The organism is Azospirillum sp. A23, assembly GCF_042938965.1.
In the GTDB taxonomy this organism is placed as follows: domain Bacteria; phylum Pseudomonadota; class Alphaproteobacteria; order Azospirillales; family Azospirillaceae; genus Azospirillum; species Azospirillum melinis.
Map to the genome: position 1 here is coordinate 1,878,424 of NZ_CP170667.1, position 19,517 is coordinate 1,897,940.

Annotated in this window: 19 protein-coding genes; 12 read left to right on the top strand and 7 right to left on the bottom strand. The window is 67.1% G+C overall.

All coding sequences use genetic code 11. From position 1 onward, the window contains the following. Together leuB and leuD are read right to left on the bottom strand one after the other, a co-directional pair. Complete coding sequence (gene leuB / locus ABNQ40_RS26225; protein ID WP_109050567.1) at positions 1 to 1,116, bottom strand: 3-isopropylmalate dehydrogenase; 1,116 nt, start codon at positions 1,114 to 1,116, stop codon at positions 1 to 3. A gap of 72 nt (positions 1,117 to 1,188) precedes the next feature. Further along, complete coding sequence (gene leuD, locus ABNQ40_RS26230; RefSeq protein ID WP_109050566.1) at positions 1,189 to 1,800, bottom strand: 3-isopropylmalate dehydratase small subunit; 612 nt, start codon at positions 1,798 to 1,800, stop codon at positions 1,189 to 1,191. 407 nt (positions 1,801 to 2,207) lie between these two features. On the opposite strand from leuD, the gene ABNQ40_RS26235 reads away from it, so the two are divergent. The 9 genes from ABNQ40_RS26235 to ABNQ40_RS26275 all read left to right on the top strand — a co-directional run bounded on the left by ABNQ40_RS26235 (position 2,208) and on the right by ABNQ40_RS26275 (position 11,162). Further along, on the top strand, positions 2,208 to 3,848 hold the full coding sequence (locus ABNQ40_RS26235) for a hypothetical protein (protein ID WP_109050565.1): 1,641 nt from the start codon (positions 2,208 to 2,210) through the stop codon (positions 3,846 to 3,848). An 86-nt stretch (positions 3,849 to 3,934) separates the two neighbouring features. Next, the gene (locus ABNQ40_RS26240; protein WP_109050564.1) at positions 3,935 to 4,996 is read left to right on the top strand and encodes a glycosyltransferase family 2 protein; all 1,062 of its coding nucleotides are present in this window, start codon (positions 3,935 to 3,937) and stop codon (positions 4,994 to 4,996) included. Next, complete coding sequence (locus ABNQ40_RS26245; protein ID WP_109050563.1) at positions 4,996 to 5,424, top strand: GtrA family protein; 429 nt, start codon at positions 4,996 to 4,998, stop codon at positions 5,422 to 5,424. Before ABNQ40_RS26240 ends, ABNQ40_RS26245 begins: the two co-directional genes overlap by 1 nt. A gap of 79 nt (positions 5,425 to 5,503) precedes the next feature. Beyond that, the gene (gene dapF, locus ABNQ40_RS26250) at positions 5,504 to 6,355 is read left to right on the top strand and encodes a diaminopimelate epimerase (protein ID WP_109050562.1); all 852 of its coding nucleotides are present in this window, start codon (positions 5,504 to 5,506) and stop codon (positions 6,353 to 6,355) included. Then, on the top strand, positions 6,348 to 6,608 hold the full coding sequence (locus tag ABNQ40_RS26255; RefSeq protein ID WP_109050561.1) for a DUF4160 domain-containing protein: 261 nt from the start codon (positions 6,348 to 6,350) through the stop codon (positions 6,606 to 6,608). The genes dapF and ABNQ40_RS26255 overlap by 8 nt, the downstream gene beginning before the upstream one ends. 4 nt (positions 6,609 to 6,612) lie before the next feature. After that, positions 6,613 to 6,894 carry a DUF2442 domain-containing protein gene (locus ABNQ40_RS26260; RefSeq protein WP_109050560.1) on the top strand — a complete coding sequence of 94 codons (282 nt, stop codon included), beginning with the start codon at positions 6,613 to 6,615 and terminating at the stop codon, positions 6,892 to 6,894. After that, positions 6,884 to 8,152: a tRNA (N(6)-L-threonylcarbamoyladenosine(37)-C(2))-methylthiotransferase MtaB gene (gene mtaB / locus ABNQ40_RS26265; protein ID WP_109050559.1), complete on the top strand. Its 1,269-nt coding sequence runs from the start codon at positions 6,884 to 6,886 to the stop codon at positions 8,150 to 8,152. The genes ABNQ40_RS26260 and mtaB overlap by 11 nt, the downstream gene beginning before the upstream one ends. A gap of 22 nt (positions 8,153 to 8,174) precedes the next feature. After that, positions 8,175 to 9,533 (top strand): signal recognition particle-docking protein FtsY, encoded by a 1,359-nt coding sequence (gene ftsY / locus ABNQ40_RS26270; protein WP_109050558.1) that lies wholly within the window; start codon positions 8,175 to 8,177, stop codon positions 9,531 to 9,533. 120 nt (positions 9,534 to 9,653) lie between these two features. Then, entirely contained in the window at positions 9,654 to 11,162 is a 1,509-nt protein-coding gene (locus ABNQ40_RS26275; protein WP_109050557.1) for an AMP nucleosidase, read from the top strand. A 51-nt stretch (positions 11,163 to 11,213) separates the two neighbouring features. On the opposite strand, the gene ABNQ40_RS26280 is transcribed toward ABNQ40_RS26275, so the two are convergent. From ABNQ40_RS26280 to ABNQ40_RS26300, 5 genes are all read right to left on the bottom strand, one after another. After that, a complete protein-coding gene (locus ABNQ40_RS26280) occupies positions 11,214 to 11,837 on the bottom strand; it encodes an FMN-dependent NADH-azoreductase (protein WP_109050556.1) in 624 nt (207 codons plus the stop codon). 164 nt (positions 11,838 to 12,001) lie between these two features. Then, positions 12,002 to 12,772 carry a class II glutamine amidotransferase gene (locus ABNQ40_RS26285; protein WP_109050555.1) on the bottom strand — a complete coding sequence of 257 codons (771 nt, stop codon included), beginning with the start codon at positions 12,770 to 12,772 and terminating at the stop codon, positions 12,002 to 12,004. A gap of 129 nt (positions 12,773 to 12,901) precedes the next feature. Continuing rightward, a complete protein-coding gene (locus ABNQ40_RS26290; RefSeq protein WP_109050554.1) occupies positions 12,902 to 13,321 on the bottom strand; it encodes an ArsC/Spx/MgsR family protein in 420 nt (139 codons plus the stop codon). A 2-nt stretch (positions 13,322 to 13,323) separates the two neighbouring features. Beyond that, positions 13,324 to 14,232, bottom strand: coding sequence for an ADP-ribosyl-[dinitrogen reductase] hydrolase (gene draG, locus ABNQ40_RS26295; protein WP_109491019.1), 909 nt, complete (start codon positions 14,230 to 14,232; stop codon positions 13,324 to 13,326). Between the two features lie 76 nt (positions 14,233 to 14,308). Beyond that, positions 14,309 to 15,145, bottom strand: coding sequence for an NAD(+)--dinitrogen-reductase ADP-D-ribosyltransferase (locus tag ABNQ40_RS26300; RefSeq protein ID WP_247879865.1), 837 nt, complete (start codon positions 15,143 to 15,145; stop codon positions 14,309 to 14,311). Between the two features lie 239 nt (positions 15,146 to 15,384). Here ABNQ40_RS26300 and ABNQ40_RS26305 point away from each other — a divergent pair, with 239 nt between their 5' ends. The 3 genes from ABNQ40_RS26305 to nifD all read left to right on the top strand — a co-directional run bounded on the left by ABNQ40_RS26305 (position 15,385) and on the right by nifD (position 19,490). Next, positions 15,385 to 16,671 carry a hypothetical protein gene (locus ABNQ40_RS26305; RefSeq protein WP_109050552.1) on the top strand — a complete coding sequence of 429 codons (1,287 nt, stop codon included), beginning with the start codon at positions 15,385 to 15,387 and terminating at the stop codon, positions 16,669 to 16,671. 264 nt (positions 16,672 to 16,935) lie between these two features. After that, a complete protein-coding gene (gene nifH / locus ABNQ40_RS26310) occupies positions 16,936 to 17,832 on the top strand; it encodes a nitrogenase iron protein (protein ID WP_098740339.1) in 897 nt (298 codons plus the stop codon). 218 nt (positions 17,833 to 18,050) lie between these two features. After that, positions 18,051 to 19,490: a nitrogenase molybdenum-iron protein alpha chain gene (nifD, locus tag ABNQ40_RS26315; protein WP_098740340.1), complete on the top strand. Its 1,440-nt coding sequence runs from the start codon at positions 18,051 to 18,053 to the stop codon at positions 19,488 to 19,490. Positions 19,491 to 19,517: the final 27 nt, after the last annotated feature.

Consider the following 19,517-nt stretch of genomic DNA (forward strand, 5'->3'; position numbering starts at 1 on the left):
TCAGGAAGCCACCTTGTCCAGCTCGCGCAGGATCGAGTCGCCCATCACGGTGGTGGAGCAGCGCGCCATGCCCGGAGCCATGATGTCCGACGTGCGCATGCCGCCGCCCAGCACGTTCTGGATGGCCCGCTCGATCAGCTTGGCATCCTCGTCCAGGTTGAACGAGTAGCGCAGGCACATCGCGAAGGACAGCAGCGTGGCGCAGGGGTTGGCCAGATCGCGGCCGGCGATGTCCGGGGCGGACCCGTGCACCGGCTCGTAGAGCGCCTTGCGGTTGCCGTTGGCATCCGGAGCACCCAGCGAGGCCGACGGCAGCATGCCGAGCGAGCCGGTCATCATCGCCGCCTCGTCCGACAGGATGTCGCCGAACAGATTGTCGGTGACGATCACGTCGAACTGCTTCGGGTTCTTCAGCAGCTGCATGGCGCCGTTGTCGGCGTACATGTGGCTCAGCTCGACGTCCTGGAACTCTTCCCCGTGCAGCCTGGTCACTTCCTGCCGCCACAGCAGGCCGGACTCCATGACGTTCGCCTTTTCCATCGAGCACAGCTTGTTGCCGCGCTTGCGGGCCAACTCGAACGCGACGCGGGCGACGCGGCGGATTTCCGAAGTGGTGTAGACCTGGGTGTTCACGCCGCGGCGCTCGCCGTCGCCGATCTCGGTGATGCCGCGCGGCTCACCGAAATAGACGCCGCCGGTCAGCTCGCGCACGATCAGGATGTCCAGCCCGCGGATGACGTCGGCCTTCAGGGTCGAGGCATCGACCAGCGCGTCGAACACCACCGCCGGGCGCAGGTTGGCGAACAGGCCCAGTTCCTTGCGCAGGGTCAGCAGGCCGGCTTCCGGACGCTTGGTGTAATCGGTCGGGTTATCCCACTTAGGACCGCCGACGGCACCCAGCATCACCGCGTCCACCGCCAGCGCCTCGGCCAGGGTGGCGTCGGACAGCGGAACGCCGTGAGCGTCGATGGCCGCGCCGCCGACCAGCCCTTCGGACACGTCGAAGGTGATCTTGCGCTTGCGGTCCATCCAGTCGATGACCCGGCGAACCTGGCGCATCACCTCCGGGCCGATACCGTCGCCGGGGAGGAACAGAAGCTTTTTATTGGCGGCCATGGCGGGCGCACTCCCAAATGTCAGACGTCAAGAAGACAGAAGTTGAAGAGGATCGGGGGAGGATGGAGGCGCTCAGCCCCACATCCACGGCTGGCCCGCGCGCTGCTTGCCCTCATACCCGTCGATATGGGCCGCCTGCTGCAGGGTCAGGCCGATGTCGTCCAGGCCGTTCAGCAGGCAATGCTTGCGGAAGGGGTCCAGCTCGAAGGAGATGGTGCCGCCATCCGGGCCGGTGATGGTCTGCTTCTCAAGGTCGACCGTGATGACGGCGTTCGACCCGCGCGACGCGTCGTCGAGCAGCAGGTCGACCTGCTCCTTCGGCAACTTGATCGGCAGGATGCCGTTCTTGAAACAGTTGTTGTAGAAGATGTCGGCGAAGCTGGGGGCGATGATGCAGCGGATGCCGAAATCGGCCAGCGCCCACGGCGCATGCTCGCGCGACGAGCCGCAGCCGAAATTGTCGCCCGCCACCATGATGCTGGCCTTGCGGTAGGCCGGCTTGTTCAGGACGAAGTCCGGGATCTCCTGCCCGTCCGGGGTGTAACGCATCTCGTCGAACAGATGCTTGCCAAGCCCCGTCCGCTTGATGGTCTTCAGGAACTGCTTCGGGATGATCATGTCGGTATCGACGTTGATCATCGGCAGCGGCGCCGCAACGCCGGTGAGAACCGTGAACTTTTCCATCGCCAGAAATCCTGTCGCGCAAGAAAGCGCAAGCGTGCGCATGCAGAGCGTGGTGAATAGCAGACCGAACAAGCCATTGCCAGAGGAAGCTTGCCCTTTTCCCGGCACGCAATGAGCGAACAGGCATGCGCGAATGCACCGGCGCGCATTATTGTTGCGCACAGAGTTGCGGATCGTCGCGGTCAGGCCCGCTTGCGAGTGCCGGAACGCAGCACCGGAACCGGCACCCGGATCGCTGGGCGATCGCCGGAGGCGGGAATACCGCCGAGGCCCCTGCTGTTCATCGGGCGGCGGATGGTCAACCACCCTTGTGGCGGACGCCCCGCCCGCCTACCAAGACGCCCAGCAATCCGACATGCCCACTTGAACGAACGCCCACCCGAACCAACGAAGGCCCGCCCGATCCGATGCCGACACATGACGACGACCGCAGCGCCCGCCTGATCGGCATCGCCTTCCTGCTGCTGGCGCCGCCGGCCTATGGGCTGCTGACGCTGGCCTTCGGGATGGATGCGAATTGGGACCTGCGGAATTACCACTGGTACAACGGCTATGCGATGCTGACCGGGCGGATCGGGCGCGATCTGCTGGCTGCCCAGATGCCGACCTTCTACAGCCCGTTCCTGGACGTGCCCTTCTATTGGCTGGCGACCCATCTGCCGGCGCGGGCGGCCGGATTTCTGTGGGGAACGCTTCAGGGCATCAACCTGTCACTGCTGTATCTGCTGGCATCCTTTTCTTTCCGGAACGTTCCGGCCCTGAAACGGACGCTGATCGCCATGGTGTTGGCCGGCGCGGGCGGACTGGGCGGTGGAACGCTGGGCCTGATCGGCACCACCTTCCAGGACAATGTGGTCAGCCTGGGCGTGCTGGGTGCTGCGGCGGTCATTGCCGGCAGCCTGCCCGGCATCCTCGACGGCCGGCCGCTGCCCAGCTTCGCGCGGGTCGCGGCGGCCGGGCTGCTGGCCGGGGCGGCGATGGGGCTGAAGAACCCGACGGTGATCTATGCGGTCGGGCTGTGCCTGGGCTTCCTGGCCCTGCCCGCCCGGCCGTGGCGCCGGCTGTGGCTGGCCTTCTTCTTCGGCCTCGGCGTGCTGGCCGGCCTGGCGCTGGGGGGCGGCGTCTGGATGGCGCATCTTTGGCACGATTACGGGAACCCGGTCTTCCCGCACATGAACCACATCTTCAAGTCGCCCTTCGCCGCCCTCTCCGACTACGTCAATGTCAGCTTCTTCCCGCCCGGCCTGTGGCAGCGGCTGTTCTTCCCCTTCGTCTTCACCTTTTCCCCCCTGACGGTGGGCGAGGTGCCGTTCTTCGACCTGCGGGTGCTGGCGCTGTTCATCCTGGTGCCGGCCGGAGTGGTCTGCGCAGTCGCCACGGAGATGTTGGGGAAGCGGAACGACTGGCTGACCGCCGTGCCGGCGACCCGGTTCCTGCTGGCGGCGATGACCGTCACCTACGCGCTGTGGGTGGTGATGTTCTGCATCTACCGCTATCTGGTGCCGCTGGAGATGCTGGCGCCGCTGGCGCTGGTGATGGCGGTCGGGCTGCTGCCGCTGGCGCGCCGGCTGCGCATCGGGCTGGCGGTGGCGCTGCTGGCCGTGGTGCAGCTGACGGTGCAGCCGGCCGACTGGGGGCGGGTCGACTGGCCAACGGGCGCCAATGACCGCTGGGTCGAGGCGGACGTCCCGGCCATCGCGGATCCGGACGACACCATGGTGCTGATGGCCGGCTACTGGGCCATTTCGCACGTCATCCCGTCCTTCCCGGCGCGGGTCACCTTCGTGCGCATCCAGTCCAACTTCCTGCAGCCGGATTCCGTCGGCAACGGCTATCTCGCCATCCTGAAGGACAAGGTGGCCTCCCACCGCGGCCCCTTCCTGATGATGAGCACGATTCCCGACACGCCCGGCGCGGCGAAGGCCGCGGAGCTGCTCGGCCTGCGGCTCGACCCGCGGCACTGCCGGCCGATCCCCAACAATCTGGGTGAGACCCTGAACCTATGCGCTGTTGACCGGATGGCCGGCAAAAGGGAGACAGTGGAATAATCGCGGCGTTTGTGCTGTTTATCGCCGCAGACAGCCCGATCTGCTGACAGCCCGATCTGTCCCGCCTCCAGCCAGAAGCCAGCGCCATGACCGTATCGACCATTGACCGCCCCGCCCTTACCCCGGATGCCGGCGCTTCCGGAACGCCTTCGGCGGCCGCGGCGGTCGGCCCGGCTCCCACCATCGCGGTGCTGATCCCCTGCTACAACGAGGAGGCGGCGATCGGCAAGGTGGTGCAGGACTTCCGCGCAGCCCTGCCGGACGCCATCGTCTATGTCTACGACAACAACTCGAAGGACAGGACGGTGGAGGTCGCGCGGGCCGCGGGCGCTGTGGTCCGGAGCGAGCCGTTGCAAGGCAAGGGCAACGTCATGCGCCGCATGTTCGCCGACATCGAGGCGGACGTGTATGTCCTGGTCGACGGCGACGACACCTATCACGCCGCCAGCGCGCCGGAGCTGGTCAGGCGCCTGTGGGACGAGCAGCTGGACATGGTCAACGGCGCGCGGGTGACGGAGATCGTCGCCGCCTACCGCCCCGGCCACCGCTTCGGCAACCTCGTGCTGACCGGCATGGTCGCCAAGATCTTCGGCAGCCGCATCGGCGACATGCTGTCCGGCTACCGGGTGTTCTCCCGTCGTTTCGTGAAGTCCTTCCCGGCGCTGGCCAGCGGTTTCGAGACCGAAACGGAGCTGACCGTCCACGCGCTGGAACTGCGCATGCCGATTGCCGAGGTGAAGACCCCCTACAAGGACCGTCCGCCCGGTTCGCACAGCAAGCTGAATACCATCCGCGACGGCATCCGCATCCTGCGCGCCATCGTCATGCTGGTGAAGGAGGAGCGGCCGCTGCCCTTCTTCTCCGCCGCCTTCGGGCTGCTGGCCCTGCTGTCGGTGATCCTGGGCGTGCCGGTGATCGCGACATATTTCCAGACCGGTCTGGTTCCGCGCTTCCCCACCGCCCTGCTCGCCACCGGGCTGATGCTGCTGGCCTTCCTCAGCCTGACCTGCGGCCTGATCCTCGACACCGTCACCCATGGCCGCCGCGAGGCCAAGCGCATGAGCTACCTGTCGCTGCGCGCACCGGGCCACCACCGGCCGCTGGCGGCGGAGCGCGGGGCCGGCATCTGCGAGGACGGGCGCCGGTGATGGCAGCGGTCGCGAGATTGCTGGACAGCCGGCTTGGGCGGCTGGGGGTGCAGTTCGCCAAGTTCGGCGCGGTCGGCATCGTCGGGCTGGTGGTGGACACGGTCGTGCTCTACGCCGGCCTGGCGCTGGGCCTCCAGTTCTTCGCTGCCCGCGTGCCGTCCTTCTTCGCGGCAGCGACTGCGACCTGGGCGCTGAACCGCGCCTTCACCTTCCGCGGCGCCGCCGACGAACCGCTGCACCGCCAGTGGGCCAAGTTCCTCGCCGCCAACGCCATCGGCGGCGTGGTGAATTACGGCGTGTCGGTCGGGCTGGAATCGAGCGTGCAGATGGTCGCCGATCACCCGTTCCTGGCGGTGGCCGCCGGCTCCATCGCCGGCATGTTCTTCAACTTCGCGGCGTCGAAGCATCTGGTGTTCAAGGGAGCGTAGGCAGCCGAAGGCGCCCGCGAATCTGCCTTGCGCGGCGCCTTATGGACTTATCCCCGCGGCTCGCCATATAACGGCGGCCATGACCCGCGAATTCCTGAAGATGCACGGCCTCGGCAACGACTTCGTCGTGATCGACGCCCGTTCCGAATCCTACCGCCCCTCGGGCGCGGAGGTGCGCGCCATCGCCGACCGCCGGATGGGCGTCGGGTGCGACCAGTTCATCGTGCTGGAGAAGACCGACGCGCCGGGCGCCGACGCCTTCATGCGCATCCGCAACGCCGACGGCAGCGAGGCCGCAGCCTGCGGCAACGCGTCGCGCTGCGTCGGCTGGCTGCTGATGGAGGAAAGCGGGCGCGACCGTGCCAGCTTCCAGACCGCCGCGGGCCTGCTGCATGCAGGCCGCGCCGACAATGGCCGCATCACCGTCGACATGGGCGCGCCCCGCCTCGATTGGGCGGCGATCCCGCTGGCAGCACCCAGCGACACGCTGCGGGTCGAGACGGTCGAGCATGGCGGTTTCGCCGCCCCGGTCGCGGTGAACATGGGCAATCCGCACGCCGTCTTCTTCGTCGACGATGCCGAAGCGGTGCCGCTGGACGAGGTCGGCCCGGTTTTCGAGAACCACCCGGCCTTCCCGGAGCGGGCCAACATCGAGTTCGCCCAGGTGCTGTCGCCCACCGCCATCCGCATGCGGGTGTGGGAGCGTGGCGCCGGCATCACCCAGGCCTGCGGGTCGGGCTCCTGCGCCACGCTGGTCGCCGCGGTGCGGCGCGGCCTGACCGACCGCAAGGCCGACATCATCCTGGACGGCGGCACCCTGACCATCGAATGGACCGAGGACGACCGCGTCCTGATGACCGGCCCGGTGGCGCTCGCCTTCAGCGGCCGTCTGTCGGCTGAACTGGTTTCTGGCGGACAGGTCGATGCCTGAAATCTGCCGATTTTTCGGCATCATCATAGCCATGTATTACAACGATCACGCGCCTCCGCATTTCCATGTGCGGTATGGCAACCAGAAAGCCGCGATCGACATCACAACGCTTGGGATCATGGAAGGCGAACTTTCCCCGAGAGCCTTGGGGCTTGTCATCGAGTGGGCTGCCTTACATAGGGAAGAGTTGAAGAACGACTGGGAACTGGCACGCCTGCATGCGCCTCTGACTCAGATTGCTCCGCTGGAATGAACCGATGCTGAAGGATATTGTCGCCGCCAAGCCGCTCGACGGCTACCGCCTGCACCTCCGATTCGAGGATGGTGCGGAGGGTAGTGTCGACGTGTCCGCCCTGGTTCCTTTCACCGGAGTGTTTGCCGTGCTGCGCGACCCCGAGACCTTCGCTGCGGTTCGCGTCGACCCGGAGCTTGGGACTGTGGTCTGGCCAAACGGGGCCGATCTCGATCCCGCCGTTCTATATTCGTCGGTTACTGGTGCGCCGCTGCCCGGTGTAGGAGGGGCTCAGCATGCCCGATGATGTCGTCCTGAAGACCGATGGCCCTGAGATCGTCACCTTCGGCTGTCGCCTGAACACCTACGAATCCGAGGTGATGCGCAACCATGTGCGCAGCGCCGGGCTGGACGACGTGGTGATCGTCAACACCTGCGCCGTGACGTCGGAAGCCGAACGGCAGGCGCGGCAGACCATCCGCAAGCTGCGCCGCGAACGGCCGGACGCCCGCATCGTCGTCACCGGCTGCGCCGCGCAGATCGACCCGCAGCGCTTCGCGGCGATGCCGGAGGTCGATCAGGTCCTGGGCAACCAGGAAAAGCTCCAGCCGGAAAGCTGGGGCCTGCCGCCGGCCGAGAAGGTGCTGGTCAACGACATCATGTCGGTCAAGGAGACCGCCGGTCACCTGATCGGCGGCTTCGAGGACCGCGCCCGCGCCTTCGTCCAGGTCCAGCAGGGCTGCGACCACCGCTGCACCTTCTGCATCATCCCCTATGGCCGCGGTCCGTCGCGCTCGGTCCCCATCGGCGGCATCGTCGAGCAGGTCCAGGCGCTGGTGAAGGCCGGCTACAACGAGGTGGTGCTGTCCGGCGTCGACATCACCAGCTACGGCCCCGACCTGCCGGGCTCGCCGTCGCTGGGGCAGATGGTGCGCCGGCTGCTGGCGCTGGTGCCGGAGCTGCCGCGGCTGCGCCTGTCCTCCATCGACTGCATCGAGATGGACGACGATCTCTGGCGCCTGATCGAGAACGAGCCGCGCCTGATGCCGCACCTGCACCTGTCGCTCCAGGCGGGTGACGACATGGTGCTGAAGCGGATGAAGCGCCGGCACGGACGCGCCGATTCAATCGCCTTCTGCGAGCGGGTTCGTTCGGTCCGACCCGAAATGGTGTTCGGCGCCGACTTCATCGCCGGTTTCCCGACGGAGACCGAGGAGATGTTCGAGAACACCATGCGGCTGGTGGAGGAGTGCGGCCTGACCTGGCTGCATGTCTTCCCCTACAGCCCGCGCCCCGGCACACCGGCCGCCCGCATGCCGCAGGTCGACGGCGCCGTCCGCAAGGAGCGCGCCGCCCGCCTGCGCGCCGTCGGCGAAGCGGCGGAGGCCCGCACCCTGGCAGGCCTCGTCGGCCGTACCGCCACGGTGCTGGTGGAGAAGGACGATCTGGGCCGCACCGAGCATTTCGCCGCGATCCGCCTGGGCCGGATCTTCACGCCCGGCTCGCTGGTGCCCGCCGCCATCACCGGCATCAAGGACGGCGTGCTGACCGGCACCCCGCTCTGACCCCTCTTATAGTGGACACTCCATGATTTTCCGCTGGTTCGGCCGCAAGAAGCCCGAAGAGACCGCGCCCAAGGACGAGGCGGCAAAGGACGAATCGGTCGCTCTGGAGTCTTCCACCCCCGCGCCGGAACCGGAGCCGGAAAAGGCGCCGGAGCCGCCCGCCGCCGCACCTGCGCCCAAGCCGGAAACCGAACCGGTGCCGGAACTGGCGCCTGCCCCGCCGGCCGCCGAACCGCCGCCCGCATCACCTGCCCCCGCCGTGCAGGCTCCGGCCGCGCCGATCCCGGTCACGGCTCCTGCGCCGGTCGAACCGCCTCCCTCCCCTGTTCAGGTCCCCGCCCCGGTCACCCCTGACCCGCGCCCCCCTGCCCCGGCACCTGAGCCTGACCCCGTTCCGGAACTGCCGCCGGCTCCCACCCCGACTGCGGTCGTGGCCGCCGAGGAAGCGCCGCCGACCAGGAAGGGCTGGTTCGCCAAGCTGAAGGAAGGGCTGTCCAAGTCCTCGTCCAAGCTGACCGACGGCATCACCAGCATCTTCACCAAGCGCAAGCTGGACGACGAGGCGCTGGAGGAGCTGGAGGAGCTGCTGATCACCGCCGACCTCGGCCCGGCCACCGCGGCGAAGGTGACGGCGGAGCTGGCGCGCACCCGCTTCGGCAAGGAGGTCTCGCCGGAGGAGGTCAGGACCACGCTCGCGGCCGAGGTGTCGAAGATCGTCACCCCCGTCGCCAAGCCGCTGGTGCTGGACCCGGCGCTGAAGCCGCATGTCATCCTGGTCGTCGGCGTCAACGGCACCGGCAAGACCACGACCATCGGCAAGCTGGCCCGCCAGTTCAAGGCGGAAGGCAAGAGCGTGATGCTGGCCGCCGGCGACACCTTCCGCGCCGCCGCGGTCAGCCAGCTGAAGATCTGGGGCGAGCGCACCGGCTGCCCGGTCGTCGCCCGCGATACCGGAGCGGATGCCGCCGGCCTCGCCTATGACGCGCTTGAGCGGGCGAAGGCCGAGGGCGTCGACGTGCTGCTGGTCGACACCGCCGGCCGGCTGCAGAACAAGACCGGCCTGATGGAAGAGCTGCGCAAGATCGTCCGCGTCATCAAGAAGCTGGACGAGACGGCGCCGCACACCACCCTGCTGACGCTGGACGCCACCACCGGCCAGAACGCGCACAGCCAGGTCGAGATCTTCCGCGACATGGTCAACGTCAACGGCCTGATCCTGACCAAGCTGGACGGCTCCGCCCGCGGCGGCGTCCTGGTCTCGCTTGCCGAAAAGTTCAAGATTCCCGTCCACGCCATCGGCGTCGGCGAGGGCGTCTACGACCTGCGCCCGTTCGATGCCGATGCTTTCGCCAAGTCGCTGATGGGCTTGAGCGCCGACTGACCGGCGGGGGCCTCTCCGACGGGGCCTGAATGGCTTAGCATCGGCCTGAATGGGTAAGCACCGGGGGTTGGCCGAAATTCGGCCTTCCCAGCCGGTCGTTCGTACCCCATCTTTGTCGACATGACTGATAAAGCCCCGTTCCAGCCCGGTTCGGCCGGGCGCTTCACCGATGCCAAAGCAGCACTGGCCTGCGTGCGCGACATTTACGAGCGCAACACCGCCTACCTGCGCGACCGCTTCGCCGCCTATACGCAGGGCGATGAGGAAGGCGGGCGGAACCGGGCCTACTACCCCTATGTGCGGCTGACCGCCGTATCGGGGGCCGGTGTCGATACCCGGCTGTCCTACGGCTTCGTCGAGGGGGTCGGCGTCCATTCCACCACGGTGACGCGGCCCGACCTGTTCGAACGCTATCTGCTGGAGCAGTTCACGCTTCTGCTGCGCAACCACGGCGTCCCGCTGGAGGTCGGCGTCAGCGAGGAGGCGATCCCGATCCACTTCGCCTTTCCCAACGGCATGTATGTGGAAGGCGACCTGCCGCCCGACCGGCTGACCAAGCTGCCGGACCTGTTCGACCTGCCCGATCTGGCGCGGATGGACGACACCATCGTCAACGGCACCTTCGACGGCGGGCCGGACGCGGTGAAGCCGCTGGCTCTGTTCACCGCTCCCCGGGTGGATTTCTCGCTGCACCGGCTGCGCCATTACACGGCGACCGCGCCGGAGCATTTCCAGAACTTCGTCCTGTTCACCAATTACCAGTTCTATGTCGACGAGTTCATCCGGCTGTCGCGCGAGATCATGGAGCCGACCGGCGACGCCGATCTGGCGGCTTACCGGGCGCAGTATGACAGCTTCGTCGAGCCCGGCGACATCGTCACCACCAACCAGAATCTGGGCGGCACGGTGGATGCCCCGGCGGCCAGGCTGATGCGGATGCCGCAGATGCCGGCCTATCACCTGAAACGGCCGGACGGCAACGGCATCACGCTGGTGAACATCGGCGTCGGCCCGTCGAACGCCAAGACGATCACCGACCACATCGCGGTGCTGCGCCCGCATGCCTGGCTGATGCTGGGCCACTGCGCCGGGCTGCGGCATACCCAGCGGCTGGGCGATTACGTGCTGGCGCACGGCTATGTCCGAGAGGACCATGTGCTGGACGCCGACCTGCCGCTCTGGGTGCCGGTGCCGGCCCTGGCAGAGGTTCAGCGCGCACTGGAAACGTCGGTGGAGCGGGTGACCGGGCTGTCGGGCTTCGACCTGAAGAGCATCATGCGCACCGGCACGGTGGCGACCATCGACAACCGGAACTGGGAACTGCGCGACCACCGCGAGCCGCTGATGCGGTTCAGCCAGAGCCGCGCCATCGCGCTGGACATGGAAAGCGCGACGATCGCCGCCAACGGCTTCCGCTTCCGCGTGCCGTACGGGACGTTGCTGTGCGTGTCGGACAAGCCGATGCATGGGCAGTTGAAGCTGCCGGGCATGGCCGACCGCTTCTATCGCGAGCGGGTCGACCAGCATCTGAAGATCGGCGTGCTGGCGATGGAACTGCTGCGCGAGCACGGGATGGAAACGCTGCACTCCCGCAAGCTGCGCAGCCTGGCGGAAGTGGCGTTCCAGTAACGAATGGGGGCGGGTGCAAGACCCGCCCCCATCTCAGTCTTAGACTAGGCCTCAGGCAGCGGCCAGCAGGCTCTCGATTTCCTTGGTCGCGGCGGCCAGCGCCTTGTCCTTGGCTTCCGGACCCATGCTCACGCCCTCGGCGCGGATGAAGGTCACGTCGGTGATGCCGAAGAAGCCGAACACCGAGCGCAGATAGGCCTCCTGATGGTCCAGACCGGCCAGCGCCGGGTTGGTCGAATAGACGCCGCCGCGGCCCGAGGCCACGATCACGCGCTTGCCGCCGGCCAGACCCTCGGGACCCTTCTCGGTGTAGCGGAAGGTGCGGCCGGCCTGGGCGAGGCGGTCGATCCAAGCCTTCAGCTGGGTCGGGACGGAGAAGTTGTACATCGGCGCGCCGACCACGACGACGTCGGCGGCCAGGAACTCGTCGAGCAGGACGTTGGTCAGGGCCAGCTCTTCGCGCTGACGCTCGCTCAACCCATCCACAACGCCGAGCTTGAGGACCGGCAGCAGTTCGCCGTCCAGATGGGCCGGCGGGTTGGCAGCGACATCGCGGGTAACGACGGTGGCCGCCGGATCGGCCTTCACCAGAGCCTCGACGATGGAGGCGGTCAGCTGGCGGGTGACGGAGAAGGTGCCGAGCGGGCTGGAGTCGACATGCAGGATCGTGGTCATGACGGAAGGAGCCTCTTGGTTGTTGCGGCCGTCTTCTCCGGCCGGGTTCTGACGCCCAAGATGCCCCTTTGTTTTCCAGCGATTAAGCCGGGTTCTGCGCGATAGATCGTCTCTGGCAAAGCAACAATCAGCGGCCAAGCAACAATCGACCGACTGCAACCGGATCAGCGCGTCATCAGCGCCCCGCTGCGGAAGACCGCCATCTGGCCCGGCTGCATCACTGTCCAGGCCTCGTCCCTGGTCAGCGGCCGGGTGGCGATGACGGTGACGACGTCGTTGGGCGTCGTCTCCTGGGAGAAGTCGACGCTCATGTCGGCATCGAGCAGGGTCGCGGCACCGAACGGCGCCTTGCGGGTCAGCCAGGCGAGGTTGGTGGCGCAGTGGCACCACAGATACCGCCCGTCGCTGAGCAGCATGTTGAAGACGCCCAGCGTGCCCAGATCGGCGGCCAGATGGCGGATCAGCTTCATCAGCCCGGTGGTCGTCTTCGGCGGCTCCGGATACTGCATGCGGATCTGGTCGAGCAGCCAGCAGAAGGCATGCTCGCTGTCGGTGCTTCCGACCGGCTCGTAGAAGGTCAGGATGCGGTCCTTGATGCCCTTCAACTGGCCGTTGTGGGCAAAGGTCCACACCCGCCCCCACAGCTCACGGGTGAAGGGATGGGTGTTCTCCAGCGACACCCGGCCGCGGTTGGCCCGGCGGATGTGCGAGATCACCGTGCAGGACTTGATCGAATAGCGGCTGACCAGCCGGGCGATCTCCGACTCGGCACTGGGGGCCGGGTCGTGGAAGGTGCGGCAGCCCTTCCCCTCATAGAAGGCGATGCCCCAGCCGTCACGGTGCGGTCCGGTCTGCCCGCCGCGGCGCATCAGGCCGGCGAAGCTGAAGCAGATGTCCGTGGGCACGTTGGCGCTCATGCCCAGGAGTTCGCACATGATGTCCTCGTCTGCCGCTTATCGTCGCCCTAGGGAGCGACAAGCTACGACAGGCCGTGCGCAAGGTCACGCGTTGACGTGGCTGGAGGCGGCGCGCACGTCAGGGTTTTGGCCTCATGGTGTCGGGGCTCATGGTTTTGGGCAGGGCGGCATGTCCGGCCGCAGGCACCCCTCCATCTTCCCATCCGTCCCGGCGCCGCCCAACCCGATCCAGGCATCGACCCGGTCGGTCTCGAACCCACAGTCGCGGCGGTCGCCGACCTGCATCAGCGGGCGGCGGATCAGCAGCGGGCGCTCGACCATCGCGGCCAGCGCCGTGGCCTCGTCCATGCTCTCCGGCACCACCTCGCCACTCTTCACCACCGGGGCGGCGCGGTTGAACCAGTCGGCGACCGGGCGATCCCCGAAGAAGGGGCGGAGCGTCTGGGGCGTCCAGGGCTCGCTCAGCAGGTCGCGGGCGACGACGCGGTGGCCGGCCTGCTCCAGCAGGGCCTTCTGCCGGGCATTCCCGCCGCAGCCGGGCTTTTCGAAGAAGATCACGTCGGCCATGGTCATTTCCCTCCGAACAGCGGCGCGCGGGCCAGCAGCGCGTCGGTTTGCTGACAGATCTCGTCATGGACCTCGCGGTCCAGCTTGCGCAGCCAACGCGGCGGGATCGACTCCACGCCATAGGTGGCGCCGGCCAGCATGCCGGCGATGGCGCCGGTGGTGTCGGCGTCGCCGCCCTGGTTGACCGTCTCAACCACGCAGGATTCGACCGAATCGGTCTGGAAGTAATAGTGGAAGACGGTCTGCACCGTATCGACGATGAAAGCGGTCGACAGGCCGCGGTAGGGTTCGAACTTGAACTGGCGATGCCTGGCGATCAGGGCGTTCGCCTCCTCCCGCGCGGCGACGACGCCGCCGCCCAGCACCAGCCGCCGCACCATCCGGCCCAACGCGATCACCGCGGAATCGGACAGCTGGTTGCAGTGGGTGACGTGCGACTGCTCCACCGACCAGCGCTCGAAGGCGGCATCGTCGCCCAGCGTCGCCAGCGCCACCGGCAGGTTGCGCATCGCCGCCCCGTTGCCGGCATGGTATTCCGACTCCGGCTCCTCCAACGTGCCATTCATGATGAAACGGCGGATGCCGCGGCGTGTCGTGTCGCCGACATCGACCGGCACCGACTTCAGCCAGATGGCGAACTCCTCGGCGGCGCGACGGGCCTCCCACTCCGGCCCGGACAGGATGGCGCGGCCGAGATGGAGCGACATCTCGGTGTCGTCCGTCACTTGGCCCGCCGCCAGCTTCAGCCAGCCGCCGCCCTTGATGTGCTTGTGGACGCCATACTGGTGGGCGATCTCGCCCTTGGTCAGGAACTCCACCGTCGCCCCCAGCGCGTCGCCGCAGGCGAGGCCGAGATAGGCGCCGAGCGCCCTGGAACGGATTTCAGGCGTCAGTATCGTCGGATCGGTCATGCCGTCGGGCACAGGGTCCGTCCCTTCCTGGTGCGTCCCGCAAACGGCAGCCAAGCCGCCGCCGGACGTGAGGTTGTCAGAGAAGCGACACACCCACGCGATAGTCCCCGCCGATCACCAGATATTCTCCTTCTCCCTGGAAAGGGTAGCGCGGCAGGATGTCGCGGAAGAAGACGACCTTGGGCAGCGGCACCCACGCATCGAGGATGTAGTCGCCGAACTGGCCGGCGATGTCGCGGTTGATGGAAAAGGAACACAGGTTGTTCAGCTGCAGCACCGCGGTGCGCTTGTCCGGCCGGGCGACGATGTGGTGTTCCTCGAAATCGTTGACGCCGCGGAAGAGCCGGATGTGCGAGGCCCAGTTGGGCATCGGCGCGTCGGGCCAGCCGCGGCGGATCGTCCACTGGCAGAACTCGTACAGAAGATCGAGCTGCAGGTGGATGTTGTTGTTGTGGAAGCGGGTCGACTGCTTCTGCTCGCCATAGGCCGCCCAGGCCTCGGAGGCGAAGCGGCGGATCGGCTCGCCATGGAAGGTCGGCAGCAGGCCGAAACGGCTCTCCACCCAGCCTTTCAAAACCGCCCCTTCCGCCCGGTTGCTGTCGAACATCCAGCCTTTCAGCAGGCGCAGATAGCTGGCGCGGAAACGCCGCCTGCCGTCCGGCCCGTCGGCCCCGGAGAAGTCGGGATTCACCCCGAACACCGCGGCCATATGGCGCTGGAAGATGTCGGAGGCCGTCGGTGCGTCGCGGCACTCGTCCAGCGCCTCGAACAGGGCGGCATGTTCGCTGCGGGTGGCGCCGATGCGCAGGCGCCGCGGTTCGTCATTGTAGGCTTCGCCGCACAGGGCGGCGGCCGGCACATTGACGAGGTTGGTGCGATGGGCGCGCAACGCCAGCGGTGAATCGGGCGGCATGCCGGACTCCGGTGCCTGCCCTGTCGCATCGCTCGTCACCACCCCGTCCGCCACGCCGTCACGCTCCGCCGCAATGCCATTACTTCTTATATGGATATTGTATAAGCCGGCGCGTGCCAAGCCTTCACCGTCGCAACCGGCCAACGCGTGTCGCCGCATGTCGCAACATTGTCCATTTGAAGCCGAACGATCCGTCCCCATACTCTGTACAGCGACGCTTACGATCCGGCGGCACCCGCATGGCCTTCTGGCCGACCAAGTACGACGACAGCCGGCGCCGGCGCACTCCGCCGCTGCCTGCCCAGGTGGCTGTCCGCACGCCCGTCGAAACAACGACCATCAGCGGTCCGCCGCGGGGCGTGGCGGAGGCCCGGACCGCCCTTCGGCTGGCCCAGCTTCTGCGCGGCACGATCACCCCCCTGCGCGGCGACACGGTGCTGGAAATCCTGGAGCCGCACCGGCCGCGTCTGGTGCCCAAGCCGGTCAACCCGCTGCCGGCATTGGTCGGCAAGCCGCAGGGGCAGATGGTCGACGCGCTGCTGCGGCCGATCGGGCAGATCGTCACCGACGTGCTGCTGCCGGGGGTGCGCGATCACCTGATCGACCGGCTGGTGGCCGGCCGCATCGACCATGAGGACAGCCTGCCGGGCGCCGTCGACCTTGCCGAAGCGATGCGGGCGCTGGTCGGCCGGATGCGCGGCGGCGGCAAGGGCCATCTCCAGGCCGTCGTCTCCGCCATCGAGACCGATGCCCGCGCCACCGCCGACGCACTGACCAGGGACAGCCGCCCTATCGACGTCGGCGGCATCGACCGGCTGGCCCGCGCCCTGCTGCGCTTCGAGGTGCGGCGGATGGCGCTGGAGGCGCTGGGCGGAAGCGGTGCGCTGCTGACCGTCATCAATCAGTCGCGGCGTCTGGCCCGCTATTCCCTGCGCCGCGCCACCGAGGCGATCGAGGGGTTCGTCGCCGACCGCGGGCTGAAGACGCTGCATGCCAGCCTCGCCACCCTGGCCCAGGCCGACGGGCTGATCGTCATCGCGCTGCGCAACCTGGACGACCAGGAGGAGACGAAGGAGGAGTCCGGCCCCTTCGTCGAGCCGGCCGACCGCAAGGCGATGAACGACTGGCTGTCGGCGGCGTGGCGCCTTTCCGACACATTGTTCGACCTTGTCGGCAAGGCCGCGGCCGGCGGCGAGCTGGACGATCTGCTGTTCGCGGCATTGCTGCGGCAACTGCGCAGCCTGCATCACTTCTGCGCCGACCTGACCCACGCCGGCCGCCCGGCTGCCGTGGACACGCTGAAGCAGCGGCTGGTCGACCGCTGCGACGCTCTCGCCCGCCTGACCGGCGAACGTCTGGTCGAGGCACTGCTGGCCAAGCCCGCCGATCCCGCCCTCGCCCGCCGGCTGTTGGCACGCGGCCGACTGCTGGCCCAGCTGCTCTATGACATGAACCGCGACGAGGCGGTGGAGGAGCTGGCGCTCCGCATCGTCGTCGCGGCCGAGGCGCTGGGCGAGGAGCGCTGAAGCGCAGGATTCGGCTGGGTCCGCCTGCTTTCAAAGCCCCCCTGCCGTAAAGACCCGACAAAATGTCGGGCTTTGTCGTGTGTGTCGGGACCCCGACAAACCCCCGCACCCTTCGCGTTCTCAAATAATCGTATATTTATCAATGATTTATTGAATAGCCGCACTCTGGCACGGGTCGTGCAATCCATGAAATCCGAAGCGGCCACGAACCGGCCGCACCGGATCGAAACACAGTCCCACGACCCAAGCACAGGAGCGACCCACATGGCCAAAGCGCCTCTGCGTCAGATCGCCTTTTACGGCAAGGGCGGTATCGGCAAGTCCACCACCTCTCAGAACACGCTGGCCGCGCTGGTCGAGCTGGATCAGAAGATCCTGATCGTCGGCTGCGACCCGAAGGCCGACTCGACCCGCCTGATCCTGCACGCAAAGGCCCAGGACACCGTCCTGCATCTGGCCGCCGAGGCCGGTTCGGTCGAGGATCTGGAACTCGAGGACGTCCTCAAGATCGGCTACAAGAACATCAAGTGCGTCGAGTCCGGCGGTCCGGAGCCGGGGGTCGGCTGCGCCGGCCGAGGCGTCATCACCTCGATCAACTTCCTGGAAGAGAACGGCGCCTACGACGACGTCGACTACGTGTCCTACGACGTGCTGGGCGACGTGGTGTGCGGCGGCTTCGCCATGCCGATCCGCGAGAACAAGGCCCAGGAAATCTACATCGTCATGTCCGGCGAGATGATGGCGCTCTACGCCGCCAACAACATCGCCAAGGGCATCCTGAAATACGCGCACAGCGGCGGCGTCCGTCTCGGCGGCCTGATCTGCAACGAGCGCCAGACCGACAAGGAATGGGATCTGGCCGACGCGCTGGCCAAGCGCCTGGGCTCCAAGCTGATCCACTTCGTGCCGCGCGACAACATCGTCCAGCACGCCGAGCTGCGCCGCATGACGGTCATCGAGTACGCCCCGGACAGCAAGCAGGCCGGCGAATACCGCGCGCTCGCCAACAAGATCCATGCGAATTCCGGCCAGGGTTGCATCCCGACCCCGATCACCATGGAAGAGCTGGAAGAGATGCTGATGGACTTCGGCATCATGAAGACCGAGGAGCAGCAGCTCGCCGAGCTCGCCGCCAAGGAAGCGGCGAAGGCCGGCGCCTGACCCCGGGCGTAGCGACGGTTGCCTACCGGCCCCCCTGCCGCCCCAGCGGCGCAGGGGGGACCGCCTGAACACTGGCCCCATCCCCAGCCCCGCACAACGCCGACCCAAGACATCCCCGATGGGCATTCCCAGGGGGCATGCCCAGGGGCGACGGCGTGGGAGGGAGGGGCTCGGTCACGCGCTGAAGTGGCGCGGAATATTCAAGCAGGAGGCCGGCTATGAGCCTGTCCGAGAACACCACGGTCGACGTCAAGAACCTCGTCAACGAAGTCCTCGAAGCCTATCCCGAAAAATCCCGCAAGCGCCGCGCCAAGCACCTGAACGTGCTGGAGGCCGAGGCCAAGGACTGCGGCGTCAAGTCGAACGTCAAGTCCATCCCCGGCGTCATGACCATCCGCGGCTGCGCCTATGCCGGCTCCAAGGGCGTGGTGTGGGGTCCGATCAAGGACATGATCCACATCTCCCACGGGCCGGTCGGCTGCGGCTACTACTCCTGGTCCGGCCGCCGCAACTACTACATCGGCGACACCGGTGTGGACAGCTGGGGCACGATGCACTTCACCTCGGACTTCCAGGAGAAGGACATCGTCTTCGGCGGCGACAAGAAGCTGCACAAGGTCATCGAGGAAATCAACGAGCTGTTCCCGCTGGTGAACGGCATCTCGATCCAGTCGGAATGCCCGATCGGCCTGATCGGCGACGACATCGAGGCTGTCGCCCGCGCCAAGTCGGCGGAAATCGGCAAGCCGGTCATCCCCGTGCGCTGCGAAGGCTTCCGCGGCGTGTCCCAGTCGCTGGGCCATCACATCGCCAACGACGCCATCCGCGACTGGGTGTTCGAGAAGACGGAACCCAAGGCCGGCTTCGTCTCCACCCCCTATGACGTCACCATCATCGGCGACTACAACATCGGCGGCGACGCTTGGTCGTCCCGCATCCTCCTGGAGGAGATCGGCCTGCGCGTGATCGCCCAGTGGTCGGGCGACGGCACGCTCGCCGAGCTGGAGAACACGCCGAAGGCCAAGGTCAACCTGATCCACTGCTACCGCTCGATGAACTACATCGCGCGCCACATGGAAGAGAAGTTCAATATTCCGTGGATGGAATACAACTTCTTCGGCCCGAGCCAGATCGCCGAATCCCTGCGCAAGATCGCCGCTCTCTTCGATGACAAGATCAAGGAGAACGCCGAGAAGGTCATCGCCCGCTACCAGCCGATGGTCGATGCGGTCATCGCCAAGTACAAGCCGCGGCTCGAAGGCAAGAAGGTCATGATCTATGTCGGCGGCCTGCGTCCCCGCCACGTCGTCGATGCCTACCATGACCTGGGCATGGAGATCACCGGCACCGGCTACGAGTTCGCCCACAACGACGACTATCAGCGCACGCAGCACTATGTGAAGGAAGGCACGCTGATCTACGACGACGTCACCGCGTTCGAACTGGAGAAGTTCGTCGAGGCGATGCGTCCCGACCTCGTCGCGTCGGGCATCAAGGAAAAGTACGTGTTCCAGAAGATGGGCCTGCCGTTCCGCCAGATGCACAGCTGGGATTATTCCGGCCCGTACCACGGCTATGACGGCTTCGCGATCTTCGCCCGCGACATGGACCTGGCCATCAACAACCCCGTCTGGGGCGTGATGAAGGCCCCGTTCTGACCATCGGCCTCTGGAACAGGAGAATTT